We start from the raw sequence: 26116 nt of genomic DNA, 5'->3' as shown, positions 1-26116 counted from the left end.
GTCCTATGGGTGTGCGGGACGGCCCCACGCTCATCACCTCCGTGCAGCGGGCCTTCCGCTTGCTGGAGGCGGCGAGCGCACACGAGAACGGCGCGCCGGCGAAACAACTGGCGCGCGAGACGGAGCTGCCCCTGGCCACCGCCTACCACCTGCTGCGGACCCTCGTGAACGACGGTTACCTGCGCAAACTCCCGGACGGCGGGTTCATCCTGGGGGACCGGCTCCAGACGCTGCACACCGCGGGCCGCGGGCAGGCGCTGCTCAGCCGGGTCCGGCCCGCCCTCGCCGCCCTGCGGGACGAGTTCGCCACCGCCGCCTACCTCACCTTCTACGAGGAGGGGGAGATCCGGGTCGCCGAGATCGTGGACGGCCCCCGGGCGCCCCGCGTGGACCTGTGGGTCGGGTTCGAGGACGCGGGACACGCCACCGCGCTCGGCAAGTCGGTGCTGCGGGAACTGGACGAGGAGGCCCGCAAGGAGTACCTCTCCCGCCACCACCTCGCCGATCTCACGCCCAGGACCATCACCAGCGCCCCCGAACTGCTGCGGCAACTGGACTCCTCGCCCGTGGCCCCGGCCGTCACGGACCTGGAGGAGTACGCACTCGGCACGGTCTGCGTCGCGGTGCCCGTGTACAGCGGCGACACCCTGGGCTCGCTCGGCGTCTCGCTGCCGGTCGACCGGCTGCCGCGGCTCGAACAGGTGCGGGCCCGGCTGCTCCCGACCGCGAGCCGCGTGACCAGGGGTCTTTCGCTCACCATGTGATCGTTCACTATCTGAAAATCTGATCCTTGTGACGAGTCGGGTCGAACCCGTTTCCTAGAGGAAACGGACATTTCCGAAGTGCCCCGGCGCACGCACAGGTGAGGACTGCGGACAGAGCATGAGTCATGCGCGCAACCACGGCGGCGATCACTGCCCGACACGGCTGTTGAAATCGTTCCGACACCGGGTGGCAGGGCCTCTGCTGCCGGTCCTGATCCTCCTGGCCATCATGCTCGTCGGCCTCTTCGGTGACGCGGGGATGATCTGGCTGCCCCTGCTGTCGGCGGGGCCCGCGCTGGCCGCCACGACCAACGGCCCGCGCGGTGTCCTGTGCGTCGGCCTCCTCGCCGCGGTGGTCGGCGCGACGCTCGGCGCCAGGGCCGGTGCCCCCGGCCGCGAGGTGGCCGCCGTACTGGCCGCCCTGGTCGCCGTCACCCTGGCGAGCGGCCTGGCCAGCGCGCTGCGCGGGCGCCGTGAGCGGGTGCTCGCGGACGTCCGGTCGGTCGCGGAGGCCGCCCAGCACGCGCTGCTCAGGCCGGTGGCGGCGACCGTCGGTCCGTTCGAGGTCGCCGTCCGTTACAGCGCCGCTGCCGCGGAGGCCCGGATCGGCGGCGATCTCTACGCGCTGGTGCCCACCCCGTACGGCGTACGGCTGATAGTCGGCGATGTACGGGGCAAGGGACTGCCCGCCGTGGGGACCGCCGCACTCGTCCTCGGTGTCTTCCGGGAGGCCGCCTACGACGAACCCGATCTCCTCGCCGTCGTCGACAGGATCGAGCGGAGCCTCGCACGCAACCTCGGTACCGACGACTTCGTGACCGCCGTGGTCGCCGGATACCCGCGATCCGGCCAGCTGGAGGTGGTGAACTGCGGACACGCGTCACCGCTGCTGGTGGGCGCCTCCCGAAGCGTCGTGGCGGTGGAGCCCACGCAGCCCGCCCCGCCCCTCGGACTGCGCGCCCTCACCGACCAGAGCCCGAGCCTTCAGGTGCTGCCCTTCGCCGACGGTGACCAACTGCTGCTCTACACGGACGGGGTCATCGAGGCCCGGGACCGAGACCGGGAGTTCTACCCGCTCGTCGAGGGCCTCGAGCGCCACCTCTGCGACGATCCGGCGCTCACGGTCGGCGCGATCCACGACGAACTGCTGGCGCACGTCGGGGGACGACTGCACGACGACGCGGCGCTGCTCCTGATCCGCAAGCCCGCCGTCTCCGCCGCCACGATTCCCCAACCGGCCCTGCCCGAAAAGCTGTTGGGAGACCAGGCGGCGTGAACACCGTGTCGCTTCCCGCCCACTGCGCCGACGGCCGACGACACGCGTCCTGCGGGGCATCGACGCGATGCCCCGCAGACGACGGGTCCGGCTACTCGCCCGACGGGGCGGTCAGCGTGACGCCGAGGGCCACCGGCGTGCCGAGGTTCCGCGTGCCGTCGGCGTTCCAGGTGAACTTCCGCGCCCTCGTCGTCCGGTGCATGTCGCAACCACCGCCCGTGGAGTCGTTGGCGTGGTAGACGATCCGGTCCTCGCTCCCGCCGGGGGGATCCGACGTGCCGGGGCACGCGGGCGGCGTGATCCTTGTGGTGGCGGACGCGGTCCGGCCGGAACTCGGAGCAGGCCGAGAGGATCACCATGCGCCGTTATCCCCCCATCGCGGACCACGGGCTGGTCGGAGACCTCCAGACGGCCGCCCTCATCTCGTCCGACGGAGTGGTCGACTGGTTCTGCGCCCCCCGCTTCGACTCGCCCAGCCTCTTCGCCGCGCTGCTGGACCACGAGCGGGGCGGTCACTTCGCCGTCACGGTCGACGGGGCTGACGTCACCACCCGCCAGCTGTACCTGGCCGACACCGCCGTCCTGATCACCCGTTTCCTCACCCCCGGCGGGGTCGGCGAGGTCGTCGACTTCATGCCGGTCGAGCGTCCGGAGACCGCGACGGACCGGCACCGGCTGGTCCGGGTCATGCGGGTGACCCGCGGCCGGGTCCGCTTCGCGCTGGCCTGCCGCCCGCGCTTCGACTACGGCCGCGCCGTCCACCGCCTCGACCTGCACCCGGGCATCGCGCACTTCTCGGGCCCGGGCACCGACGCGTTCCTGCGGAGCGCGGGGCCGGTGACGCTGCAACGGGACGGCGAGGACGTCCGGGGCGCCGTCGAGCTGGGCCACGGTGAGCGGGCCGCCGTGGTCCTGACCGTGTGCGCGACGGGAGCCGAGCCGCCCGCCCCGCCGACCGCCGAGAGCCTGCGCGCGGACTTCGACGGAACCCGGGGCTTCTGGTACCGCTGGCTCCGCCGCAGCCGCTACCGGGGCCGCTGGCAGGACACGGTCAACCGGTCCGCTATCACGCTGAAGCTGCTCACCTACGCCCCCACCGGCGCCCCCGTCGCGGCGGCGACGGCCGGCCTGCCCGAACAGCCCGGCGGCGAACGCAACTGGGACTACCGCTACACCTGGGTGCGTGACGCCTCGCTCTCGATGCAGGCACTGCTCGGCCTGGGCTTCACCGACGAGGCCCTCGCCTTCCGGCACTGGCTCGGGGAGCGCGTGCGGGACGGCCGCACGGTCACCGGCGAACCCCTCCAGATCATGTACCGGATCGACGGCGACCCCCACCTCGACGAGGAGACCCTCGACCACCTGGAGGGCTACCGCGGTTCGGCCCCCGTCCGCGTCGGCAACGGCGCCGCCGGCCAGCTCCAGCTCGACATCTACGGCGAGGCGGTGCACGCCCTCACCCGCACCGACGACCTCGTCCACGGCGCGGGCTACGACGGATGGCTGGGCCTGGCCAAGCTGCTGGACTGGCTCACGGAGAACTGGGACCGCCCCGACGAGGGCATCTGGGAGACCCGGGGCGGCCGGCAGGACTTCACCTACAGCCGCCTGATGTGCTGGACGGCCTTCGACCGCGGCATCCGCCTCGCCAGGGACTTCGCCCGCCCCGCCGACCTGTCCGGCTGGACCGCCGCCCGTGACGCCATCCTGCGCCAGGTGATGGAACGCGGCTGGAGCCGGCAGCGCGAAGCGTTCGTCCAGCACTACGGCAGCGAGGTCCTGGACGCCTCCCTCCTGCTGATGCCGGCGGTCGGCTTCATCACCCCGCGCGACCCGCGCTGGCTGTCCACCCTCGACGCCATGGAACGGGAACTCGTCTCCGACAGCCTCGTCTACCGCTACGACCCGGCCGCCTCGCCCGACGGACTGCTCGGCAGCGAGGGCACCTTCTCCCTGTGCAGCTTCCTGTACGTCGACGCCCTCGCCCGGGCGGGCCGCGTCGACCAGGCACGCTACGCCTTCGACAAGATGCTCACCTACGCCAACCATGTCGGCCTCTTCGCCGAGGAGATCGGCCCCACCGGTGAACAACTCGGCAACTTCCCGCAGGCGTTCACCCACCTCGCTCTCATCGGGTCCGCCCTCGCGCTCGACGAGGAACTGGCGCGCACGCAGCGCTGAGCCGCCGTGCGCTCACGGAAAGTTCCTCAGTCGGTTCCGGGTTGGACGAGCTTGAAGAGGAGGCGGGCGCCGACGCGCCGGGCGGACCGGCGCAGGCGACTGACCCGCGCGGCCGGACACAGCCTCCCGGCCCGGACGACGGCTTCCGGGCCGGGCGGAGGCGAGGGCCCCGCGTCCGCGTGAGCGTCTGGAACGACCGCTACGGGAGGCATGGCCGGCTGGTCCCGTCGATCCTTCGGCGGACCGGGTCCGGCAGGCGTCGCCGCCCCCGGACGGAACGCCTTTCGACGAGGCCTGCGCGCCCGTACGGCGTAACGTCGTCCTTGTGGACCTGACGGCTGCCGGTCTCGTGTCCCGTGTCGTACGCGAGCTCGGTTCACGAGCGGACGAGCTGATCGCCGAGGTGGAGCGCCGCCTGCGGCGAGAGCTTCCCGAGCTGTGGGACGACCCCGACATCGCGCGCATGGCGTCGGACAACGTCGCCGATCACATCGCCGCCGGACTGTTCGGCCTCGAGCACGCCATCGAGCCGAGCCTGATCGAACCACCGCCCGCCGACGTGGAGCGCGCGCGCCGGCTGGCCCGGCACGGCACCCCGCTCGGCACGATGCTGCGGGCCTTCCGGCTGGCGCAGGCCATCGTCCTCGACCGGCTGCTCGCGGAGATGCCCCGGTTCACCGAAGACGCCGAGCTGGTCAGCGCGGCCACCCGGCAGGTGATCGAGACGTCGGCCGCGTACGTGGACCGCACCTCGGAGCAGGGCGTCGTCGCGTTCCAGGAGGAGCGGGACCGCCGGCTGCAATGGCGGCTGTCGATGGTGAACGAGGCGGGCGTGCGCATCGGCACCACCCTGGACATCGGCCGCACCACACAGGAGCTGGCCGACCACGCCGTCGAGCACTTCGCCGACCTCGTCACCGTCGACCTGCTCGACGCCGCGCTGCACGGCCACGAATCCCCCGACGACGGCCCCCTCCTGCTCCGCCGGACCGCTTGGGCACCAGTGGCCGAGGGCGATCCGGAACCGGGCGCCGCACCGCAGCGGCTCCACATCTGCCCGGACGGATCGCCCGAGGCTCGCGCCCTGGCCACCGGACAGCCCGCCAAGCACCACGGCGACCCGGCCGACGCCGACGCCCCCCGCATCCACTCCGTCCTGGTGGTGCCGCTGCGCGCCCGCGGCGCCACGCTCGGCGTCGCCCGGTTCTCCCGGCACCGCAACCCCGTCCTCTACGACGACGAGGACCTGCTCCTCGCCCAGGAGATCGCCGCCCGGGCGGCCGTGGCCGTCGACAACGCCCGCCGTTACAGCTACGCCCGCGCCACCGCCCTCGCCCTCCAGCGCAGCCTGCTTCCACGCGGCGCGCCGCTGCAGTCCGCTGTCGAGGTCGCCTACCGCTACCTTCCCGCGGGCGACCGGGTCGGCGTGGGCGGCGACTGGTACGACGTCATCCCGCTGTCCGGAGCCCGGGTCGCCCTCGTGGTGGGCGATGTCGTCGGCCACGGCATCCACGCCGCCGCCACCATGGGCCGCCTGCGGACCGCCGTCCGCACCCTGGCCGACATCGACCTGCCGCCCGACGAACTCCTCACGCACCTCGACGACATCGTCCTGCGTCCGTCCGGCGAAGCCTGCGACGACGTGGACGGCGAAGGCATTGCCGACGTGGACGGCGAAACCGCCGGGGACATGGGCGCCACCTGCCTGTACGCCGTCTACGACCCCGTCTCCCGGCGCTTCACCGTGGCCCGCGCGGGACATGTGCCGCCCGCCCTGGTGACCCCGGACGGAACGGCCGAGATCCTGGATCTGCCGCCCGGCCCGCCGCTCGGCCTGGGCGGCCTGCCGTTCGAGGCGGCGGAGGCCGAGCTCCCCGAAGGCAGCCTGCTCGCCCTCTACACCGACGGCCTGGTCGAGTCCCGCGACCACGACGTCGACGCCGGTCTCGCCCGGCTGCGCCACGCGCTCGCCCAGCCGGCCGCCTCCCTGGACGCGATCTGCGACAACGTCATCGAGACCCTGCTGCCGGCCCGGCCGGACGACGACGTCGCCCTGCTCCTGGCCCGCACCCACGCCCTGGGCGCGGACCAGGTCGCCACCTGGGACCTGGCCGCCGAACCCGCCGCCGTCGCCCGGGCCCGCTCGGACGTGTCCCGGCAGCTGAGCGACTGGGGCCTCGAGGAGCTCGACTACACCGCCGAACTGGTCGTCAGCGAGCTGGTCACCAACGCGATCCGCTACGGCCAACCCCCCATCCGGCTGCGTCTCATCCACGACCGCGCCCTCCTCTGCGAGGTCTCCGACGGCAGCAGCACCACCCCCCACCTGCGCCGGGCCCGCGTCTTCGACGAAGGCGGCCGAGGTCTGCTCCTGGTCGCCCAGCTCGCCGAACACTGGGGAACCCGCCACGCCCGCCGCGGCAAGACGGTCTGGGCCGAACTGAGCGACTCCGCCGGACTCTCCCTTCCGGCGTTCTCCTAGGGCAGGCATCAGCAGCGGCGCGCAGAACAGGGCGTGATCGCCCTCGGTCCTCGGGCACGAACTCCTCCCCACCGCTCGCCTCCCGATAGAACCTCCCGGACCTGGGCACACGCTCGATGATCTTCGTTTCACGTACTCGGGAGGAAGCACCGCCATGGCCGTACCCCCGCACGTTCCGCAGCCCGCGCGTAGTCCGCGGCGGTTCGAACTCCGTTCCACGGCCGTGTACTTCGTGCTGCTCGCCATCCTGCTGACGCTGCTGGGCACGGTCGCCCGTACCGCCACGGCCGCGGCACAGAGCCGCCCCGGCTGGGCTGTCGCGCTCGTTCTCGTCGGAGCCGCCAGTGTCGTCGCCGGCCGTCGCGGACGGCGCGGAATCTCGGCGAGGAGGCTCGCGCGCCGCGCCGCGAAGTCCCTGGAGGCGGCCACGGAGACGGTGGTCGAGGCCCTCGACACCGCGCCGCCGGTCGTCGCCTCGGGCCCGGCCGTGTCCCGGGCGGAGTTCGTCGGCGGGGGACTCGACGTGGAACCGACGATCCCGCTCGGTCACTCCCTCGACCAGCTCTCCGGCCCTTCGCTCGACGACGTGCCGGCCGCCACCGAGGAGATCGAATACGAGGAGCTGGACCCCTACGAGTTCGAGGAGGCGATAGCCGAGCTGTGCCGACGCGACGGCTGCACCGAGGTGGAGGTCGTCGGCGGGGCCGGCGATCTGGGCGCCGATGTCGTGGGGAGGACACCGGACGGACGCGTGCTCGTCGTCCAGTGCAAGCGGTACGGCGACACCAACCGCGTCGGTTCCCAGGACATGCAGCGCTTCGGCGGGACGTGCTTCCCCGTGCACGGGGCCGAGGTCGCGGCGGTCGTCACCACCGCCGACTTCACGGCTCCCGCCGTCGAGTACGCGCAGCAATGCGGCATCGTGTGCGTGGACGGCGAGGACCTCGGGCGTTGGCAGGACGCGACGGGCCCGAGGCCGTGGGAGCCGGAGTTCGTGGCGGGCTGATCCGGTGACCGTCCGGAAGATCCGGGTGTACGGCGAGAGAGGTGGCGGGCAGTGCGCGAGGAGTCGGGCGGAGAAGCGGGCGGAGAAGCGGTCGAGGAAGCGGGCGGAGGAGGAAGCGGCGCCGCGGGGAGCGCGTCCGCGTTGGTGGTGCGGCACCGGCCGGCCGGCCCGCCGGGCGCCGCGGTCGTGGTTCTGCACGGCGGCCGGGAGCACAGCCGGGAGGCGTCGCGGGGCTGGCACCTGGCCGCCCTGCGCATGCGTCCCGTCCTCCGGGCGGCCGTGGCCGCGACCGACCGCCAGGACGTGCTGGTCGGCGAGGTGCGCTACCGCTACCGGGGCTGGAACGCGACCGCCGACCCCGTGCACGACACCGCACGGGCCCTCGACGAACTCCGCCGGACGGTCGGCGAGGTGCCCGTGACCCTGGTGGGGCACTCGATGGGCGGCCGGGCGGCGCTACGGGCGGCGGCCGACCCCATGGTGCACGGTGTCCTCGCGCTGGCGCCGTGGTGCCCGCCCGGCGAACCCGTCGACCAACTCGGCGGGAAGCGGATCGTCGTGCTGCACGGAGACCGTGACCGGGTGACCGATCCGGGGGAGTCCGCGGACTACGTCCGGCGGGCCCGGCGAACGGCGGCGCAGGCGGGCCTCGTCCTCGTCCGCCGCGGTGACCACGCCATGCTCCGGCGCTGCGCCGACTGGCACCGTGCCACCGCCGCGATCGTCGCCCAACTCCTGCGACCGGAGCGGGTCATGGAAGGCCTCGCGGGCGAGGCCTGCGCGGCGGACGGCCCCCTGCCGTGGTGACAGTGAGGGGACGCGACTCCGTCCGGCAACGGGTCGCTTTGAGGGCGGCCGGGGCATGTCCCGGGCGTCTCTTCGCAGTCCACCGCGACCGCTTGCGGGCCCCCATGGTCACCCGCACCCGGGCCATCGGGGACAATACGATGACGTCACCGCGGGCGGTTCGGCTGCCGAACCGTCAGGAGGCGTCACAAAAGCGCCGGTTCGACCCGTCGGATCGTCGGCCGTGTCCGAAGCAAGTCCTGCCGCGTCGGCCTGCCCGACCGTCCACGAAAGCAGAGCCCCCTCGGTGATCCCCGTCTTCGACGACACCCCGATCTACCACCGCCTCATCACCGAACGCGGCGATGTGCCCGCGCAGGTGAAGGGCGAGGCCGAACGCATCAAGCGAGACCTGGACCGGGTCATGAGCGCCCCGTCCTCCTTCACCCCCGGCCTGCCCGCGCAGCGGTCGTTCTTCTCGTGACGTCCTGAGGTCCTGACGTCCTGAGCTCCTTCGGGTCCCGAGGTCCTTCGGGTCCCGAGGTCCCGAGGACATGCGTCCGGAGTCCCCGCCCGCGCTGGGTATCGTGGGCCCGCCCGGCATCGGCAGGGCACCCGACCAGGGATGACCCGAGGAGATCCGTGAGCGAGGGCGAAGTCGTCACAGTGCCCCGACCGTTGACGCTGCCCGACGGGCGGCCCGCGCTGGAGGCCTGGACGCTCGACCCGGACCTGCGGCATCTCAACCACGGCTCGTTCGGCGCCGTCCCACGGGTGGCGCAGGAGCGGCAGAACGCGCTGCGGGCGGAGATGGAACGCGCCCCGGTCGCGTGGTTCCCGTCGCTCCCCGGCCGGATCGCCGCCGCCCGCGCGGCCGTGGCCGGTCGGCTGCGGACCGACGCGAAGAACCTGGCGCTTGTGCCGAACGCCAGTGCCGGGGCCAGTGCCGTCTATGCCGCGCTGGCGGCCCGGCCCGGCGGGGACATCGTGGTCACCGACCACGGCTACGGCGCCGTCACCATGGGCGCGGAGCGGCTGGCCCGCCGCTGGGGGACCGGTGTACGCACGGCCCGGGTGCCTCTGGCGGCCGACGCCGAGCAGGCCTACCGAGCGGTGATGGCGCAGGTGGACGAGGGCGTCGCCCTGATCGTCCTGGACCAGATCACCTCCGCGACGGCCCGGCTGCTGCCGGTCGGACGCGTCGGGGCCGAGGCCGCGCGGCGCGGGATCACCCTGCTCGTGGACGGCGCGCACGCCCCCGGTCTGCTGGCCGCGCCCCTGGACGGCCTGGTCTGCGACGCCTGGGTCGGCAACCTCCACAAATGGGGGTGTGCCCCGCGCGGCACGGCGGCGCTCGTCGCGCACGGTCCGCTGCGGGCGGACCTTCACCCGCTGATCGACTCCTGGGGTGCGTCCGAACCCTTCCCGGACCGCTTCGACCACCAGGGCACGCTCGACGCCACCGGCTTCCTGGCCGCGCCCGCCGCACTGGACTTCATCGACGACACCTGGGGCTGGGACACGGCCCGCCGGTACATGGGCGAACTGGCGGACCATGGCGCCCGGGTCGTGACGGAGGCCTTCGGCCGGACCGGGACCCCGGCCGGCTCCGTCGACGTCGGGATGCCCGTCCCGGGGATGCGGCTGGTCCGGCTGCCCGAGGGCCTGGGCACGAGCCGGGTCGCGGCGGACGCCCTGCGCGACCGTGCGACCGCCGAACTGGGCGTGGAGGCCGCCTTCACCAGCTTCGACGGACTCGGCTACCTCCGGCTGTCCGCCCATGTCTACAACACACCCGACGACTACGAGTACTTCGCCGAGACCTGTGTGCCCGTCGTCGAGAAGTGGGCCCGCGAGGCCAGGCAAGCGTAGGCCCCGGCACTCACCGCTCGTTCGGCGTGCCACGCCGCTGTGCCACCGCCGCTTGGTCGGCCCGGCCGCCGGCGCCGAGCGGCCCGGTGGGACGCCACGGTTCCGTGGCCTCCAGACGGGGCAGCGCGCGGCGGGACCGGCGTAGGACCAAGGCGGGCAGCGCGGCACGCGTCACCTGGACCAGGCGCAGTGAGGCCGGGACGTAGACGGCGGTGCGCCGGCGTTCCACGGCCGTGGCGAGGCGCGTCGCCACGAACTCCGCCGGGTAGACGCGGCGGGCGGGCGCAGGCATATGGGCGCGCAGCTCCCGCAGTACCGCATGCCGGTCGGCGTCCCGGATCATGTCCGTGTCGGTCCAGTTCAGATAGGCGATGCCGACGGCCACGCCGTGGTGGGCCGTCTCGGCCCGCAGCGCGTGCGCGAAGGCCTCCACGCCGGCCTTCGAGGCGCAGTAGGCGCTCATCAGGGGTGCGGCCCCCATCGAGGCCAGCGAAGCGATCTGGAGGTAGTAGCCCGCCGTCTCCACCAGGTCGGGCAGGAAGGCGCGTGCCGTCAGGGCGCTGCCCGTGACATTGACGTCGATCACCCGCCGCCAGGAGGCCATGTCCGCCGAGGCGAACGGGCCGCCCTCCGCGATTCCCGCGTTCGCGACGACGACCGAGGGCGGCCCCAGCCGTGAGCGGACGACCTCGGCGGCCCGCTCCAGTGCCTCGCCATCGGTGACGTCGGCCTCGACGGCCAGCGCGGGAGTGGGCAGCGACGCGGCCTCGGACCGCAGCGCCGCCCCCTCGTGACCGATCAGCGCCAGGCGCGCACCGCGCCGTGCGAACTCCCGGGCCAGCGCCGCTCCCACCCCGCGGGCGGCTCCCGTGACCACGACGGTGCGGTCTTCGAGGGGACTGTCATGCACGGCGTGCTCCGTTCGTCGGTTTCTCGGCTTTCCGGCCTCTTGGCTTCTTGGCTCCTTGGCTCTTCGGTTCCTCGGCTTCTCGGTGCTTCGGCGGGAGGGCACCGGTCAGCCGGCAGGCGGGTTCTTCGCGCCGGTGCGGTCCCGGCGGGCGAGCGCCCGCTGTACGAACGTCCCGCCGGGCGGACGGTGCCGGCGCAGCGCGGCCCGGGCGGCGTTGGCGCCCGGCGCGCCGTGGACGCCACCGCCGGGATGGGCGCCGGCGGAGGCCAGGAACAGCCCGCGCACCGGGGTCTCCGGGCGCCCGCTGCCGGGCAGGGGCCGGAACAGGAGCTGCTGGTGCAGCGCGGTCGTACCGCCGTTGATCGCGCCGCCGTGCAGGTTGGCGTCGAGGGACTGGAGCGTGGGCGGGGCGAGGACACGACGGGCGCGGATCAGGGACCGGAAGCCGGGTGCGAATCGTTCGACCTGGTGTTCGACCCGGTCGGCCATCCGTTCCTGCTCGCTCGCGTCCCAGGCACCGGTGATCCCCTCGTCGCCGGCGTCGCCCTCCACCAGCTGGGGCACATGGGTGTAGGCCCAGGCCGACTCGGTCCCGGCGGGGGAGCGGCTGGCATCGGAGGTCGTCATCTGGCCGAACAACGCGAAGGGGCGGTCGGGAACCTGCCGCATGGCGAGCTGGGCGGCGAACCGGGTGAGTTCATTCAGGCCGTCGGCCAGATGCACGGTCCCGGCACGACGCGCCGCCTCGGCCTGCCAGGGCACCGGCCCGTTCAGCGCCCAGTCGACCTTGAAGGTCGCGAAGTCCCACTGGAAACGCTCAAGGTCGGCCAGCAGCTGGGACGGCAGATGCTCCGGCTCCACCAAAGCGCCGTACAGCGCGGGGACGGAGACGTCGGCCAGCACCGCGCGGTCTGCGGCGACCTGCTCCCCGTCGGTGGTGCGCACCCCTACCGCGCGCCCGTCCCGGACCACGATCCGGCTGACCCGCTGCCCGCAGCGCAGTACGCCGCCGTGCGCGCGCAGCCGCCTGACCAGGGCCTCGGTGAGGGCGCCGGAGCCGCCGACCGGCACGGGAAAGCCGTAGGACTGGCCGAGCATGGCCATCAGCCAGCCGAAACCGCCGCTGCCCGCGGCCTCCGGAGCGAGATCGGCGTGCAGGGCGTTGCCGGCCAGGAGCAGCCGGCCGCCCTCGCCCCCGAACTCCTCCTCGCCCAGCCGCCGCACCGGCAGGGCCAGCGTCCTGGCCAGTCGCAGGCCGCCGGCGGCACGCAGCCTGGCCGCCAGCCGGGCCGTGGCCCGCACCGGCGGGAACGGGGTGAACAAGGCGTCGAGGATGTCCGGGCGGAGCTGCTCCCACACCTCGTGCAGGCGGCGCCAGGCGGCTCCGTCCCCGGCGTGGAAGGCGTCGAGGGAGCGGGCGGTGACGTCGAGCCTGCGGTCGAGGACCGCGCAGGCGCCGTCGGTGAGGGGGTGGGCCACGACACCGGGTGCATGGTTCCAGCGCAGACCGTGTTCGTGCAGCCGCATCCTGGACAGGACCGGCGAGGCGGCGGCCAGCGGGTAGAAGGAGCTGAAGAGGTCGCTCACGAAGTCGGGATCCACCGACCGGTCGTGCCGTACCGCGCCGCCGGGCTCGGGCTGTTCCTCGAGGACCTCCACGCTCCAGCCCGCGTCCGCCAGCAGGTTCGCCGCCACCAGCCCGTTGGGTCCGGCCCCGATCACCACCGCGTCAGGCATCGGCGCCTCCCTCGGCGTGCGGGCGCGCCGCCGCGGGCGTCTTCCGGCGGTCGTCGGACCGTCCGCCGCGCGCCTCGGACTCGCACACCTTCGCCAGCCGGCCGAGCAGGGCCCGGTGGCGGATCTGGGTCACCACCTCCACGGCGGCGTTGTGCAGCAGCCCGCCGACGCCCTGCAGCGGATGCTCGTCCAGGATCACCAGGCAGTGGCGGCCCCACGGCCGCAGCTCGAACGCGATCCGCGCCGTGCCGAGCACGCCCGCCCGTGCCTCCAGCTCCAGCACGTCCGGTTCCTCGCAACGCCGTACGACCGTCTCGTTGGACAGGCTGACGGGTCCCACCCGGACCGCGTAGGCGATCTTCGCGTCCACGTGTGGCCACTCGCCCGTCATCTCCTGGGTCGACGACGTGCCCACCACCCACTCCGCGTAGCGGTCACCGTCGGCGAGGACGTCCCACACCGTCTGCGGACTCGCTTTGACCAGCCGATGCCGTACCGCCACCGCGCACCTCCCGTAGTCGCTGACACGAGGCTCGCCGAGTGCCCGTATCGCCGGAGGTCAACCGCCGGGGAGCTCGGGCCGCGGCGCCGATGAACCCGCCCGTTGTCAGTGCCTTCAGGAAGGATGCCGCACATGAGATCAACTTCGGCTCAGCCGGGTAGTCGGTCTCATGTCCCTGCCGAGGAAAGGTCACCGATCATGCCGCCCACCGCCGTCCAGCCGCAGATCCTCGACGTACGTTCCGACGCACATCCCTGGTGGCGTCGTAACGAGGAGGTACCCGGCGCGGCGGGCGCGGTCGTCTTGGCGGCCGGCGTGCCGCGCCAGCGTGGCCCGCTCCCGACGGGCCGCGAGGAGAAGGCACGACCGGCCACGAATCCGGTACCGCGTGCGGCCCGCACGGGCGACGGCGGCGCGGCCCGGGACACGCGGCCCGCCCGCCCGCCCCGTCCCGGCGCCTCGCCGGCCCGCGCCGGGGCCGACGTGCTGCGCATCCTCGCCGATCCGCGCACGCCCGTGTTCGTCACCGAGCACGCCAGTGGACGCCGGGTGTACGGCTACTGGCGGCCGCTCGACGCCGACAGCGGCCGGGGAGGCTGCTATGTGGCGCTGTCCGCCACCGAGTGCGACGAGCTGTACGCGGCCGGCCGGATCACGGTCGGCGATCCCGTCACCGACCCGACGAAGACGACCTACCGGGTCCGCGCCGCCCGCACCCAGGGCGCGGGCGCCCGTCCCGCGGCCGCGCCGCTTCGGACGACGGCGGCGAGGGGACGAGCGGCGTGAGCGATCGGCCGGCGGCGGAGCGGTCCGAACGACCCGAACCACCCGCCCGACCCGAACCCGCCCGACCCGATGGATCCGCCCGCCCCGATCGTCCGGAAAGTCCGGAACGTCCAGAACGAACCCCCCGACCCGATCAACCGGTCTGATCGGCGCGTTCGGGGGTAGCCGGACGACCGGAAGAGGCGGTACGCCGTCAGACAAGGGGAGGACAAAGATGAGCGTCATCCAGCGAATCAAGGAGTTCGCCAGGAGCCCCCAGGGGCGGCGCACGATGGAACAGGCACGCCGTGCGGCGGCAGATCCGCGCCGTCGTGCCCAGGCGCGCGGCCTGCTGGCCCGCCTGCGGACACGACGCTGAGATCGTCCGCCGTGCGCACGCGGCCGGGAAGTGCGTCGTCGGCGCCACCGTGGCCCCCTTCGAGGGCTGGTCGGAGTGGGACCCGGCCGCCGGATCCGTACGCCGGGGCGTCAACGCGTTCCTCCGTGACAGCGGGGAGTACGAGGCCGTTACCGACTTCGACCGTATCCTGCGCAGCCCCTGCGACCCCGAGCGGATCCTGCCCTTCGTGGTGACCATCTGCACCCCAACGGCAAGGGGATGCAGACGACGGCCGACGCGGTGGACCTCACGGTGCTCGACCGCACCTGACGACGAGGGTCTGTGCGACGGGGAGGGGGAGGGCGGAGGCTCAACCCTCCAGGGGAGTGGTGCGGTCGGACGCCGGCCAGACGTACGGCAGATCGTCGGGCACGCCGGGGAACAGGGCCGTGTAGAACTCGGGATCCTTGCGCACGAGCGCCGACCGGTGACTGCGGTGGAACGCGGGATCGCCGAGCCACGGCGGCAGTTCGCCCGCCTCGGCGAGCCGCTCCTGGGTGCGGATACCGGCCGACTGCCCGGCGAAGCCGGTCACCAGCGAGGCGGCGCAGGTGTCCGCACGTCCGGTCGCCGTCCACACACCGCAGACCTCAAGGCCGTAGCGCACCAGCGCCTCCTCATACCCGGTCCACATGCGCACCGCCGGGTGGTGGCGCCATCCGTAGCCGACGACCGTCAGCCCCCGCAGCACCTGGAGCGCCTCGACGCGCTGCTTGCCCAGTCGGCGCGCGTCCAGTGCGGCTGCCGACTCGGTGAAGTCCGGGTACGGCAGGAACGTCTGCATGGTCCAACCCCCGTACGCCGCAAGCGTTTCCACAACACGGCCGGGGCGGCACACCGATCGACGGATGCCGCCCCGGCCGGACCGCTCAGGCCGCGGTGAACCTGTCCCACGCGCGGTGCTCGCCCAACAGGGTGACGAGCTGCTCCAGTGCGGCCGTACCGGTGTCGCCGACCACCACACCCGGCGCGCCGGTGGGTACTCCGGCCCCTTCGAGGACGGCTTCGCCGCCCGCCCAGGCGCCCACGGCCTTGCCGTGCCGGAACGCCTCGGACACCAGCAGGGTGACCCGGGGATCGCCCGTCAGCTGCTGTGCCGCCGCGGGGAACGCCTTGGCGTCACGGGCGCCGTACGCGTCGCTGCCCACCCCGGGCAGACCGGCCAGCAGCACCGCGTCGAACTCGACGGACCGCGCGGTGGCATACGTGCGCTGCACGGTCACCGCGCCCTCACCGGAGCCGAGCACGCCACCCGCCTGGGCGACGACCAGCGGGACCATGCCGCCCTCGACGATCGCCTCACGCACCGCGCGTACGCCGTCCAGGTCGCCGTCCGGGCCGACGACGATGCCGATGACGCGGCCGTCCGTCGGCCAGTTACGGCCGAGCTGCGACAGGGCCGGGCTGGGCTCGACGTCGGCGAGGGGAACGGTGGGCGCGGGCGCCGGCAGTCCGAGGCCCGTCGCCACCTCGCCGCACAGCTCCGGGTCGATGTTGGCCAGGACCTGCAGGGCCCGCTCCCGGATGGCCTGTTCGTAGCACTTGGCGAGCTCGAAGGTGTACGCGCCGATGATGTGCTCGCGCTCCAGCGGGGACATGCTGAGCCAGAACCGGCGGGGCTGGCTGAAGTGGTCCGCGAACGACTCGGGCGCCTCGCGGACCTTGGTGCTCTCCGGCACACGCACCGGAGCCTCGATGAACGCCCCGGTGTCCGCCCCCGCGAGGAACGGACAGCCGCCGTCGAGCGAGTTGGGCCGGTAGGGGGCGACCCCCCGGTGCACGGCCGTCTGGTGGAAGCCGTCGCGCAGCATGTCGTTGACGGGCGCGTGCGGGCGGTTGATGGGCAGCTGCGGGAAGTTGGGGCCGCCCAGGCGGGTGATCTGGGTGTCCAGGTAGGAGAACAGCCGGCCCGCGAGCAGCGGGTCGTCGGTGATGTCGACACCCGGCACGAGATGGCCGACGTGGAAGGCGACCTGCTCGGTCTCGGCGAAGAAGTTCGACGGGTTGCGGTCGAGGGTCAGCAGCCCGACCGGCTGCACGGGCGCGAGCTCCTCGGGCACGAGGTTCGTCGGGTCCAGCAGGTCGATGCCCTCGAACATCTGGTCCGGGGTGTCGGGGAACGTCTGGATGCCCAGTTCCCACTGCGGGTACGCGCCCGCCTCGATGGCGTCCGCGAGGTCCCGCCGGTGGAAGTCGGGGTCGACGCCGTTGATGATCTGCGCCTCCTCCCAGACCAGCGAGTGCACACCCAGCTTGGGCTTCCAGTGGAACTTCACCAGCGTCGTCGCACCCGCGGCGTCGACCAGGCGGAACGTGTGGACGCCGAAGCCCTCCATCGTCCGGTACGAGCGCGGGATGCCCCGGTCGGACATGTTCCACAGCGTGTGGTGGGTGGCCTCGGTGTGCAGGGTGACGAAGTCCCAGAAGGTGTCGTGCGCGCTCTGCGCCTGCGGGATCTCCCGGTCCGGGTGCGGTTTGCCGGCGTGGATGATGTCGGGGAACTTGATCGCGTCCTGGATGAAGAAGACGGGCATGTTGTTCCCGACCAGGTCGAAGACGCCCTCGCTGGTGTAGAACTTCGTCGCGAATCCCCGGGTGTCCCGCACCGTGTCGGACGAGCCCCGCGACCCCAGCACCGTGGAGAAGCGCACGAACACCGGCGTCTCCTCGTCCTCGGCGAGGAACGCCGCCTTGGTCACGGAGGCCGCCGTGCCGTAGCTCTGGAACGTGCCGTGCGCCGCGGCGCCCCGGGCGTGGACCACGCGCTCCGGGATGCGCTCGTGGTCGAAGTGCATGACCTTCTCGCGCAGATGGTGGTCCTGGAGCAGTACCGGCCCCCGGGGCCCCGCCTTGAGCGAGTGGTCGGTGTCGTGGAGCCGGGTGCCCTGGGCGGTCGTGAGATAGCTGCCGGACTGCGCCGAGCGGGCCTGGTCGGCGCCCGTGGGCTGTCCGGTCGGCGACACCGTGTCGGGGCCGCTCTGGTCCGGCTTGGGCGGCAGCGGATCGCGGGGCTCCGTCGGCTCCGCGACGGACGGGGACTCGGGCGCGGGCTTGCCGGGAATGCCGTCCTCCGGCTTCCCTCCGTGGCCCTGGAGGCTGTCGGTGATCTTCTGGGCCGCCCGCTTGAGGGGGTTGGTCTCGGTCATGGGATGACAGTCCTCCGATGGGAACCGAAAATGTATAAAAAAGGACATTTGGTGTGTCACGCTCTCACGGCCCGGAGGGCCGCGCACCAGGCGCGTACCGATGGGGTGAACCTCGTGGCGCCGGGTTCGGTCGGACCATCGGGGTTTCCGCGCCGGGCCGGACCAAACGGCCTTCCGGCAGTCATCGCGCGGCGAGGCGGACGCGTACCGGCGCGTTTGGGCGGCCGCCGGCACGAAACCCAGCAGACGCGAGGGACGCATTCCAAGGAGGCGCGGAACCGATGGATCGTGAAGAGGTCGAGGCCCGGTTGCTCGACGGGCTGACGGTGGACGACCGCAGACCGGAGCAACCGGTGCTGCTCGACGGCGCCAGTCAGCCGATCACGACGTGGCGGGAGAACTATCCCTACGACCGCAAGGTGAGCCGCAAGGAGTACGAACGCACCAAGCGCGTCCTCCAGATCGAACTGCTCAAACTCCAGCGCTGGGTCAACGACACCGGCGCCCGCGTGGTCGTGATCTGCGAGGGACGGGACGCGGCGGGCAAGGGCGGCACCATCCAGCGATTCACCGAACGCCTCAATCCACGCGGCGCGAAGATCGTGGCCCTCGGCAAGCCCACGGACCGGGAGAAAGGCCAGTGGTACTTCCAGCGTTACGTCGACCATCTCCCCGGGCCGGGTGAGATCGTCTTCTTCGACCGCTCCTGGTACAACCGGGCAGGCGTCGAACGGGTCATGGGCTTCTGCACCCAACAGGCCTACGAACTGTTCCTCAAGCAGTGCCCGCTCTTCGAGGAGATGCTCGTCGAGGACGGCGTCATCCTGGTGAAGTTCTGGTTCTCCGTCTCCCGGGCCGAACAGCGGACGCGGTTCGCGATCCGCCAGGTCGACCCGGTACGCCAGTGGAAGCTCTCACCCACCGACGTCGACTCCCTCGACCGCTGGGACGAGTACACCACCGCCAAGGTCGAGATGTTCCGCGTCACCGACACCGCGCACGCCCCCTGGACGGTCGTCAAGAGCAATGACAAACGGCGGGGCCGCCTCGAAGCCATGCGCATTCTGCTGCACCGCATCGACTACGCGGCCAAGGACGCCGAGGCGGTCGGCAGTCCGGACCCCCTGGTCGTCGGCGCCGCCGCCACCCTCCTGGAGCCGGGCGAAGAGGACACCGTCCTGTCCCCGACCCCGCTGACCAACCGGACCCAGGGCCCCGGACGGCATCCCGGCGGCACGAACTCCTGAAGCGTGGCGCGGGTCCGTCGGCACGGGGGCCCGCACAGCGGTGCCGGCGAGGCCCTGGCAGGGGCGGGGCCGGTCAGAGGCGGCGCCGGCGCCCCCTCACGCAAGCGGCGGCGGCCAGCAGGCCCGCCGCCGTCAGGCTGACCCCCATGCCGATGTCCCAGCCGGACGGACCCGCGGTCACGGCGCCGCCGACGCCGCCGCGCACACCGAGGCTGGGCAGCGCCGCAGGGCTGATCGCGACCGGCGCCGCGCCGGTCGGGACCGGCGCGGGAATGCTCGTGGCGGGAACGAGGGTGGGCAGCGACCGGCGAGGGAGGACCTCGCAGGCGATGCCGTCGTCCGGTCCCTGGTCCTCGTCGAGGCGGTTGGGGTCGCTGGTGTTCCGGTCGAACTCCGCCTGGGCGTCCTCCTGGTAGGTGAAGTCGCGGCAGTCGAGGTCCTGGGCGTGGGCGACTCCGGACAGCGGAGCCAAGGTCATGATCGTCGCGGCTATGCCCGCGACGACGGTGCGATGGGGCATGGGTGTCTCCTCCCGGCCGGGCGGCCGTCGCTTCGACGCTAGGCAAAGACCGGCGCCGTCGCGCGAGGCGAGCGGCCATCCGAGTGGACCCGCCCCGATCCGCCGGGCCGCCGGCGGTGGCGTACCGGCGCCGGCGCGGCAGGACGACCTCCGACCGCCACGGCCGGGCGAAGTCGCGAGCGCTGCGTCCTGTACCGCGTGGGGGAAGACCCGGGCGCAGGCCCGACGTGTCCCGTTCGCGGCGGGGATGTCTTTCCCGCCGGTCATCGGGTACCCGGTGCGGCACCAAGAGGAAGGGGTGAAGGCGATGGCTGAAGCAGGACGGTACGGCACGGACGGCGAGCGCGACGCGCGGACCGCCGACGGCGGTGACTCGGCCGGCGACCTGGTGCAACGCGCTTCGCAGCAGCTGACCGAACTGGTGCGCGGCGAAATGCAGCTCGCACGGGCGGAGATGGTGGAGAAGGGCAAGCGTTACGGCAAGGGCGGTGGACTGTTCGGCGGGGCCGGACTCTTCGGCTTCCTCACCCTTCAGGCGCTGGTCGCCACCGCGATCGCCGCGATCGCGGTACCGCTCCCGGTGTGGGCCGCGGCCCTGATCGTCACGGCCGTACTGGCGGTGATCACCGCCGTGCTGGCCCTGACCGGCAAGAAGCAGGTCGGCGCGGCCGCCCCACCGGTGCCCGAGCGGACCGTCGACAGCGTGAAAGCCGATGTGTCGGAGATCAAGGAGAGTGCACGACGATGACCCAGCCACCCCACGACGAGCCCACCGCGGCCGGCCCCGAGGAACTGCGCCGACAGGTAGAGCAGACCCGCCATGAACTCGGCGAGACGGTTGAGGCGCTGGCCGCCAAGACGGACGTCAAGGCCCGCGCGCAGGAGAAGGCGACCGCGCTGAAGGAACAGGCCGGCACCACGGCGGCGCATCTGTCCGAGCAGGCCAGGACGAAGGCGGCCGAGGCGGCCCATCTGCTGGAGGAGAAGGTGCCCGCCCCGGTCAAGGACACGGCCGCCGCGGCCGCTGTCCAGGTCAGGGCCAAGGCCGGGCAGGCCGAGCAGATGTGGCAGGACAAGGCGCCCCGCCAGGTGCGTGACCACCGCGCTGCCCTCATCGGGGCCGCCACGGCGGTCGCCGTCGCCTACCTGCTGCTGCGCCGCGGCAAGAAGTAGCCGACGGCGGGACGGGCGCCGTCGGCCTCACCGGGCGGGCGGCGCCCTTCGCCGAACTGCGGATCATGCCGCCGGGCGTGAGACTGCGGCCGAAGCGATCGGTCCGTCCGGTCCCCGCCCGCACCGGCCGTCCCCGCCCACACCGGTACGACGGCCGTCCGGCCAGGCAGGCCGGACAGGCCGGGCAAGTCAGGCACAGTGGAGTCTTGATGGTGCTCGCCGTGGTGTTCGCCGTCCTCGGCGCCGTCAGTAACGCGGTGGGCACGGCGTTCCAGCGCAAGGCCGCCTCCACGGTGGAACAGGGCGGCGGAGTACGGCTGCTGCTCGCCCTCGTGCGGCGGCCCGCCTGGTCGATCGGCATCGCGGGCGTGGTGGGCGCCGCGGTGTTCCAGGCCCTGGCCCTCATCAACGGTCCCATGGCGCTGGTCCAGCCCCTGTTCATCCTCGAGCTCCCCTTCGCGCTGCTGTTGGCGGTGCCCCTCATGCACCGCCGGCTGTCGTCCGAAGGCTGGTGGGCGGTCGGGGGAGTGGTGGCCGGACTCGCCGTGCTCCTGGCGGCGGCCGCCCCCTCCGGCAGCCGGGAACAGGCCTCCATGGCGCGCTGGATCCCGGTCCTGGCGCTCACCCTGGGAGCGATGGCCGTGGCGTTCCTCCTCGCCCGCTCCGCCTCCTCACCGTTGTTCCGAGCCGCCGCGCTGGCCTCGGCCGCGGCGGTCGGCAACGCCCTGACCGCCGCCCTGCTGAAGTCCGCCACGGGACGCCTCGCCGACGCGGGCCTGCCCGCGTTCCTCACCGCCTGGCAGACCTACGGATTCGCGATCACCGGGGTCCTGGCCCTCCTGTTGCTGGAGAACGCCCTGCAGGCCGGCCCCCTGGCCGCGTCACAGCCCGCGCTGACCATCGGAGACGCGGCGGTGAGCCTCCTGCTGGGCGTGGCGCTGTTCGACGAAAGCATCCGAACGGGCTGGTGGCTGCTGCCCGAGGCGATCGGCGCACTCCTCATCCTCTGGGCCGTGGTGCGGCTCACCCGGGTGGTGCCCCACCTCGTCGACGTCGTGCGCTGAGACCCGCTCGAACGGGTGCGACGCTCGTGCATCCGGACGGCACGACCGGTGCCGCCGACCGTGCCGTGCTGTGCTGGGCGGGACGGGCGGGAGTCCCGGGCGCGAAGGAAGGGGCGAAGATGGGTGACCTCCACGGTCCGGACCACGAGCACCGGCGTCCCCCGGGCGTCGGCGACGCGACGGTGGAAGCGCTGGGCTCACTCTCCAAAGCGCTGGAGACGGTCGAGCGGGCCCGTGGGCACCTCTACTCGTTCCACCAGCTCACCGGCACCGCGGACCTGGAACTCGACCGGGCGGTCGCACTGCTGCGCAGCGCGGGCCACGAGACCTGGGCAGAACGTGTCGAGACGGAGATCCTGGGGCGCAACGTCATCCCCGGACACTGGACGTTCCAGCTCGTCGAAGCCTACGACGGGACGTACTACCGGGTCTTCAGACAGCTGGAACACGAGGCGGTGCAACAGCTCGCCCAAGGGCGCGACCACCTCTACGAGGCGGAGCTGAAGGAAGCCCGCCGCACCCGCGACCACCCTGATCACACAGCCACCCCCGCCACCCCCGCCACCCCCGGCACCCGCGACCCGTCCGGCCCTTTCGACTGACGGAAACGGAACGAGACCCTCGACGTCCTGTGTCAGGGCGTGGTCGAGGGTGCGGAGGAACTGGCGAGGCGGGGTTCGATGCGGGCGACCACCCGCTGCCCGGCCGGTTTGCGCGCGGCACGGAGTCTTGCCTCGGCGGCGAGGAGAGGGACGTACAGCAGCCATCCCCACAGGCTGAAGTCGACCAGCCCACTGGCCGTCAGGGGCCGGTTCACGGCGAAGAAGGCAAGGAACGTCAACCGCGTAGGCCGCGCAGCGGTGTGCCGGCAGCAGCCGAGGCGAGGACCCGCACGCCGCCGAACTGGCCAGCCGCCGCCGGTTCCGGGCGGGTCACAGGCGTAGGACGATCAGGGCCGTGTCGTCGGTGGTGCCGGTGGTGGGGAGGAGGTCGGTGAGGAGGGCGTCGGCCAGGGGTTCGGGGGCCGAGTGTCTGTGGTGGGTGAGGGAAGCGGAGAGCCGGGCCAGGCCCGTGTCGATGTCCTCGTCGCGGCGCTCGATCAGGCCGTCGGTGTACAGGACGAGGGTGGCGCCCTCGGTGAAGCCGGTGTGGGCCTGAGGGCGGGGGAGGTGCTCCGGGCGGGCGGCCAGCGGGGGATCGGTGGCCTGGTCGAGGAAGGTGACGGTCCCGTCGCGGTGCACGAGGGCGGGCGGCGGGTGGCCGGCGCAGCTGTAGGTGATGGTGTGGCTGTCCCAGTCGATGAAGGTCGTCACGACGCTGGTCGCCTCGGCGCCCTCGACGAAGCGGGCGTACAGGCCGAGGGCCTCCAGGGCCTGGGCCGGGCCGTCGGCCACGCGGCAGGCGGCGCTCAGGGCGCTGCGCAGCTGTCCCATGGTGCAGGCCGCCGCGAGGCCGTGCCCGACGACGTCGCCGACGGCGACGGCGAGATTGTCGCCGGGCAGGTCGACCAGGTCGTACCAGTCGCCGCACACGTTCAGCGCGCCGACCGCGGGCCTGTAGCGCACGGCAGCGGCGTGCGGCCCGGTCGGGCCGGGCGCGGGCAGCATCGCCGCCTGGAGGGCCAGAGCGACCTCCCGCTCGTGGGCGTGGGACCGGCGGAGCCGTTCGTTGACCTCTTGCAGCTCGCGGGCCCGGGTGTACAGCTCGGCCTCCAGGACCCGGGCTCGGGCCCCGCCGTTCGGGCCGCCGCGCGCGTGGATGAGTTCGGTGACCTCCTCCACCCGGTGCACGACCAGCGCCACGTGCCCGTCGGGGCCGTGGACGGGCGCGTTCACCGGGCTCCAGTAGTGCTCGCGCCACACGCCGGGCCGGTGGGGGTCCTCGATGTCATAGCGCAGTAGTGCCATCGTGTCGCGTTCGCCGGTGGCGACCACCCGCAGCATCGACTCCCGGGTCTCCCGCATGCCGGCCGCGGCCGGATCGTTCGGGTTCTCCGGGAAGACGTCGAAGATGTACCGGCCGAGCAGCTGCTCGCGGGTGCGTCCGGCCAGCCGCAGGAAGTCGTCGTTGGCGTCCGCGTAGATCAGGTCGGGGGTGAGGAGGGCCACCATGCCGGGCAGGGCTCGGAAGACCGCCACATAGTCGATCAGTGGTTTCCGCATGTCCTGCCGCCTGTCTCGGTGCCGAGCCTCACTGTGCCGTTCCACGATAGAAGGGAGATCGCGGCGGGGCCTGGAAACCGCGTCTCTCGAGACGGACGCGTTCCCCGATCGGCCACGGCGCAATCGGCCGTGGCCGAGGGCCGGCGGCATCCACCTCACCTGCGGAGGAAGCCGCACGAAAGGGTGGTCGGCGTGGCGGTCTCAGCTCCTTGCGCGGGGCTCTCCCGCCGCGCCGGTGGGCCCGCCCGCGCAGGTGACGTCCGCGGCGGGCAGCCTCCCGGTGCGCAGGTAGGCGTTGACCGTGCCGTCGACGCAGGTGCTGCCGTACGGCCCGTAGACGCCGTGCCGGTCGGAGCCGGTGACGGTGACCAGGAGGGAACCGTGGTCGCCTCCGTTCGGCAGGAGGTCCAGGGTTTCCGCGAAGTCGGAGTCCGGTACGGCCGGGCGGCCCTGCGCGGCCCGACCCATGGTGCGGATCGAGGCGGCGAACGACCGCCGCGCCTCGTCCGTGAGGGGGGTCGGGTCAGGGCGGGCGGGGACGATGCGGAGACCGGGGTCGCGGACGCCGCCGGCACGAACGCGGTGGCCAGGGACGCCGTCGCCGTGCACGGATCGTCGAGGAGCCCCATGCGGTCCGACGCCAGGCCGTTTCGCTCCCCGCCTCACTCCGGTCAGCTCCCCGTTCCGCCTGGTGCCAGCCTCACCGCCGGCCGTCGGGGCGGCCCCCGGCGCCTGGATCGTTGAGCGGTTGCCCGGACCGCGACGGCACGACCTCGCCATGGCGTGACCCGCCGGAGCGCGTCCGTGAGCAGCCACGTCAGTCCGGTGCGGGCGGCGGCTGTTCGCCCGGTCCGACGCCGGCGTTGCGGACGGCCAGGAGCGCCGCACCGATGTCGGCCACCGCGCGCGGGTCGGAGAGGGAACGGCCCGTCAACTCCTCGACACGGCGCAGCCGGTAACGGACGGTGTTGGGGTGGACGAAGAGGCCCCGGGCCGCGTCGGTGGCCGAGCCGGCGGCGCCGAACCAGTGTTCCAGGGTCTCCAGCAGGCGAGCGCGCTCCGCGACCGGGAGGTCGACCAGGGGCTGGAGGACCACTTCCACGAGGTGCGCCGCCTCCGCCGGAGCGGCGGCCACCACCATGGCCAGCGGGTTGTCGTCGAACCGCGCGACGCCGGGACCGGTGCCCCGCAGCCCGGCCAGGGCCAGACGGGCGAAGCGCAGCGCCTGTGGGGTGTCCCGCAGGGAGTGGAAGCACGGGCTGACGCCCACGCGGGCCGGGGCTTGACGCAGGACCCGCAGACAGGTGCTCTCCGCCGCCGGCGTGGGCAGGGCGATCACACCGATCTGATGGTCGGGCAACAGCCGCCAGGCCGAAGCGAGTTGGGCCTGGCGCAACACGGCTTCGATGCCCGCCGGCGGCTCCTCGCCGGGAGCGCCGGCCGCCGCCGCGGCCACCGCGTAGGGGCCGTGTTCCGGCAGGCCCAGCTCGCGGGCCGCCTCCCACAGCGTGGTCCGGTCGGCGATGACGCCGGTGAACAGCGCCTCCACCAGTGCCGAGCGCCGGGCGTGGCGCTGCGAGGTCAACTCGGCGGAGGTCTCGCGGTAGGCCACCGCCACCGCCTCCGCGTACAGGCCGAACAACGCCCAGATCTCCGCGGACTGGGACACCAACTGGTCGTCGGAGACCTCGGGATGCGTCCGTGACTCCAGCAGGATCTCCGTCCACAGCAGTTCGAAGCCGACCCGGTACGCGTGCAGGGTGTCCGCCAGGGGCACGCCCTGCTCGGCGCGCACCCGGCCGGTCTCGCGGGCCGGGCTCGGATCCGGGGCATCCGCGTCACCGAGGTGGCTCAGCACCAGGTCCGCGTTGGCGGTGCACGAGCGGCGCAGCGAGTCGAAGGGGATCAGCGACTCCTCGTCGTAGGCGTCGACGTCCGAGCGGATACGCTGCGCGATCCGCTCACCCAGTTCCGGAAGTCTGGAATGAAGGGCCGCGGCCACGCCCGAGATCTCCATTCCCGCAGCTTAACGCCATCGTTTTGTTCCCCGGGACAATCCGGGAGGGGTGGCGCTGTCCCGTCGCCCATGGTCCGTCGCCATGCGTGGCAGCACGATGTCGCGC

The 26116-nt window shown here is 73.1% G+C and carries 25 protein-coding genes and 2 pseudogenes; 16 read left to right on the top strand and 11 right to left on the bottom strand.

Annotation, left to right across the window (positions count from 1 at the left end; genetic code table 11):
* Positions 1 to 5 precede the first annotated feature (5 nt).
* A complete protein-coding gene (locus tag ACFWBD_RS21825) occupies positions 6 to 764 on the top strand; it encodes an IclR family transcriptional regulator (RefSeq protein WP_385669076.1) in 759 nt (252 codons plus the stop codon).
* A gap of 229 nt (positions 765 to 993) precedes the next feature.
* Entirely contained in the window at positions 994 to 2040 is a 1047-nt protein-coding gene (locus ACFWBD_RS21820) for a PP2C family protein-serine/threonine phosphatase (protein ID WP_385669215.1), read from the top strand.
* Positions 2041 to 2131: 91 nt separating this feature from the next.
* Here ACFWBD_RS21820 and ACFWBD_RS21815 read toward each other — a convergent pair.
* Positions 2132 to 2305: pseudogene (locus ACFWBD_RS21815) on the bottom strand (alpha-N-arabinofuranosidase); the annotation flags it as partial.
* A gap of 92 nt (positions 2306 to 2397) precedes the next feature.
* Here ACFWBD_RS21815 and ACFWBD_RS21810 point away from each other — a divergent pair.
* The 6 genes from ACFWBD_RS21810 (at position 2398) to ACFWBD_RS21785 (ending at position 10367) form a co-directional block, all read left to right on the top strand.
* Positions 2398 to 4221, top strand: a complete 1824-nt coding sequence (locus ACFWBD_RS21810; protein WP_385669073.1) for a glycoside hydrolase family 15 protein — start codon at positions 2398 to 2400, stop codon at positions 4219 to 4221.
* Between the two features lie 325 nt (positions 4222 to 4546).
* Positions 4547 to 6703 carry a SpoIIE family protein phosphatase gene (locus ACFWBD_RS21805; RefSeq protein ID WP_385669070.1) on the top strand — a complete coding sequence of 719 codons (2157 nt, stop codon included), beginning with the start codon at positions 4547 to 4549 and terminating at the stop codon, positions 6701 to 6703.
* Positions 6704 to 6857: 154 nt separating this feature from the next.
* A complete protein-coding gene (locus ACFWBD_RS21800) occupies positions 6858 to 7709 on the top strand; it encodes a restriction endonuclease (protein ID WP_385669067.1) in 852 nt (283 codons plus the stop codon).
* Between the two features lie 141 nt (positions 7710 to 7850).
* A complete protein-coding gene (locus ACFWBD_RS21795) occupies positions 7851 to 8516 on the top strand; it encodes an alpha/beta fold hydrolase (RefSeq protein ID WP_385669212.1) in 666 nt (221 codons plus the stop codon).
* Between the two features lie 223 nt (positions 8517 to 8739).
* Positions 8740 to 8979, top strand: a complete 240-nt coding sequence (locus tag ACFWBD_RS21790) for a hypothetical protein (RefSeq protein ID WP_385669064.1) — start codon at positions 8740 to 8742, stop codon at positions 8977 to 8979.
* Between the two features lie 158 nt (positions 8980 to 9137).
* Complete coding sequence (locus ACFWBD_RS21785; protein WP_385669061.1) at positions 9138 to 10367, top strand: aminotransferase class V-fold PLP-dependent enzyme; 1230 nt, start codon at positions 9138 to 9140, stop codon at positions 10365 to 10367.
* A 10-nt stretch (positions 10368 to 10377) separates the two neighbouring features.
* Here the strand turns inward: ACFWBD_RS21785 and ACFWBD_RS21780 are convergent, their stop codons facing one another.
* The 3 genes from ACFWBD_RS21780 to ACFWBD_RS21770 all read right to left on the bottom strand — a co-directional run bounded on the left by ACFWBD_RS21780 (position 10378) and on the right by ACFWBD_RS21770 (position 13516).
* Entirely contained in the window at positions 10378 to 11277 is a 900-nt protein-coding gene (locus ACFWBD_RS21780; protein ID WP_385669058.1) for an SDR family oxidoreductase, read from the bottom strand.
* A gap of 105 nt (positions 11278 to 11382) precedes the next feature.
* Positions 11383 to 13014, bottom strand: a complete 1632-nt coding sequence (locus ACFWBD_RS21775) for a phytoene desaturase family protein (protein ID WP_385669055.1) — start codon at positions 13012 to 13014, stop codon at positions 11383 to 11385.
* Complete coding sequence (locus ACFWBD_RS21770; RefSeq protein ID WP_385669052.1) at positions 13007 to 13516, bottom strand: SRPBCC family protein; 510 nt, start codon at positions 13514 to 13516, stop codon at positions 13007 to 13009. The genes ACFWBD_RS21775 and ACFWBD_RS21770 overlap by 8 nt, the downstream gene beginning before the upstream one ends.
* 198 nt (positions 13517 to 13714) lie before the next feature.
* On the opposite strand from ACFWBD_RS21770, the gene ACFWBD_RS21765 reads away from it, so the two are divergent.
* The 3 genes and pseudogenes from ACFWBD_RS21765 to ACFWBD_RS21755 all read left to right on the top strand — a co-directional run.
* Positions 13715 to 14302, top strand: coding sequence for a cell envelope biogenesis protein OmpA (locus ACFWBD_RS21765; RefSeq protein ID WP_385669049.1), 588 nt, complete (start codon positions 13715 to 13717; stop codon positions 14300 to 14302).
* A gap of 214 nt (positions 14303 to 14516) precedes the next feature.
* Complete coding sequence (locus ACFWBD_RS21760) at positions 14517 to 14660, top strand: hypothetical protein (RefSeq protein WP_171401420.1); 144 nt, start codon at positions 14517 to 14519, stop codon at positions 14658 to 14660.
* Positions 14659 to 14951, top strand: a pseudogene (locus tag ACFWBD_RS21755) (SGNH/GDSL hydrolase family protein); the annotation flags it as partial. The gene ACFWBD_RS21760 and the pseudogene ACFWBD_RS21755, both read left to right, overlap by 2 nt.
* A gap of 40 nt (positions 14952 to 14991) precedes the next feature.
* Here the strand turns inward: ACFWBD_RS21755 and ACFWBD_RS21750 are convergent.
* Positions 14992 to 15465 carry an MSMEG_6728 family protein gene (locus ACFWBD_RS21750; protein ID WP_385669046.1) on the bottom strand — a complete coding sequence of 158 codons (474 nt, stop codon included), beginning with the start codon at positions 15463 to 15465 and terminating at the stop codon, positions 14992 to 14994.
* 85 nt (positions 15466 to 15550) lie between these two features.
* Positions 15551 to 17827 carry a catalase gene (locus tag ACFWBD_RS21745; protein ID WP_385669043.1) on the bottom strand — a complete coding sequence of 759 codons (2277 nt, stop codon included), beginning with the start codon at positions 17825 to 17827 and terminating at the stop codon, positions 15551 to 15553.
* 281 nt (positions 17828 to 18108) lie between these two features.
* Between ACFWBD_RS21745 and ppk2 the strand changes: the two genes are divergently transcribed.
* The gene (gene ppk2, locus ACFWBD_RS21740; protein WP_385669040.1) at positions 18109 to 19074 is read left to right on the top strand and encodes a polyphosphate kinase 2; all 966 of its coding nucleotides are present in this window, start codon (positions 18109 to 18111) and stop codon (positions 19072 to 19074) included.
* A 73-nt stretch (positions 19075 to 19147) separates the two neighbouring features.
* Here the strand turns inward: ppk2 and ACFWBD_RS21735 are convergent, their stop codons facing one another.
* Complete coding sequence (locus ACFWBD_RS21735; RefSeq protein ID WP_385669037.1) at positions 19148 to 19594, bottom strand: excalibur calcium-binding protein; 447 nt, start codon at positions 19592 to 19594, stop codon at positions 19148 to 19150.
* Between the two features lie 307 nt (positions 19595 to 19901).
* Here ACFWBD_RS21735 and ACFWBD_RS21730 point away from each other — a divergent pair, with 307 nt between their 5' ends.
* From ACFWBD_RS21730 to ACFWBD_RS21715, 4 genes are all read left to right on the top strand, one after another.
* Positions 19902 to 20342 (top strand): phage holin family protein, encoded by a 441-nt coding sequence (locus ACFWBD_RS21730; protein ID WP_385669034.1) that lies wholly within the window; start codon positions 19902 to 19904, stop codon positions 20340 to 20342.
* The gene (locus ACFWBD_RS21725; RefSeq protein WP_385669031.1) at positions 20339 to 20767 is read left to right on the top strand and encodes a DUF3618 domain-containing protein; all 429 of its coding nucleotides are present in this window, start codon (positions 20339 to 20341) and stop codon (positions 20765 to 20767) included. Before ACFWBD_RS21730 ends, ACFWBD_RS21725 begins: the two co-directional genes overlap by 4 nt.
* A gap of 206 nt (positions 20768 to 20973) precedes the next feature.
* Positions 20974 to 21831 (top strand): DMT family transporter, encoded by an 858-nt coding sequence (locus tag ACFWBD_RS21720; protein WP_385669028.1) that lies wholly within the window; start codon positions 20974 to 20976, stop codon positions 21829 to 21831.
* A gap of 119 nt (positions 21832 to 21950) precedes the next feature.
* On the top strand, positions 21951 to 22433 hold the full coding sequence (locus ACFWBD_RS21715) for a hypothetical protein (RefSeq protein ID WP_385669025.1): 483 nt from the start codon (positions 21951 to 21953) through the stop codon (positions 22431 to 22433).
* 32 nt (positions 22434 to 22465) lie between these two features.
* On the opposite strand, the gene ACFWBD_RS21710 is transcribed toward ACFWBD_RS21715, so the two are convergent.
* The 4 genes from ACFWBD_RS21710 to ACFWBD_RS21695 form a co-directional block, all read right to left on the bottom strand.
* Positions 22466 to 22648, bottom strand: coding sequence for a hypothetical protein (locus ACFWBD_RS21710; protein WP_385669022.1), 183 nt, complete (start codon positions 22646 to 22648; stop codon positions 22466 to 22468).
* A gap of 115 nt (positions 22649 to 22763) precedes the next feature.
* A complete protein-coding gene (locus ACFWBD_RS21705; protein WP_385669019.1) occupies positions 22764 to 23993 on the bottom strand; it encodes a PP2C family protein-serine/threonine phosphatase in 1230 nt (409 codons plus the stop codon).
* A gap of 201 nt (positions 23994 to 24194) precedes the next feature.
* Positions 24195 to 24461 (bottom strand): alpha/beta hydrolase, encoded by a 267-nt coding sequence (locus ACFWBD_RS21700; RefSeq protein WP_385669016.1) that lies wholly within the window; start codon positions 24459 to 24461, stop codon positions 24195 to 24197.
* 349 nt (positions 24462 to 24810) lie between these two features.
* Entirely contained in the window at positions 24811 to 26010 is a 1200-nt protein-coding gene (locus tag ACFWBD_RS21695) for a PucR family transcriptional regulator (RefSeq protein WP_385669013.1), read from the bottom strand.
* Positions 26011 to 26116 lie beyond the last annotated feature (106 nt).

The organism is Streptomyces sp. NPDC060002, from assembly GCF_042737245.1.
In the GTDB taxonomy this organism is placed as follows: Bacteria; Actinomycetota; Actinomycetes; order Streptomycetales; family Streptomycetaceae; genus Streptomyces.
The sequence above is the reverse complement of the archived record's forward strand: the minus strand, read 5'-3'. Positions and strand labels throughout refer to the sequence as shown.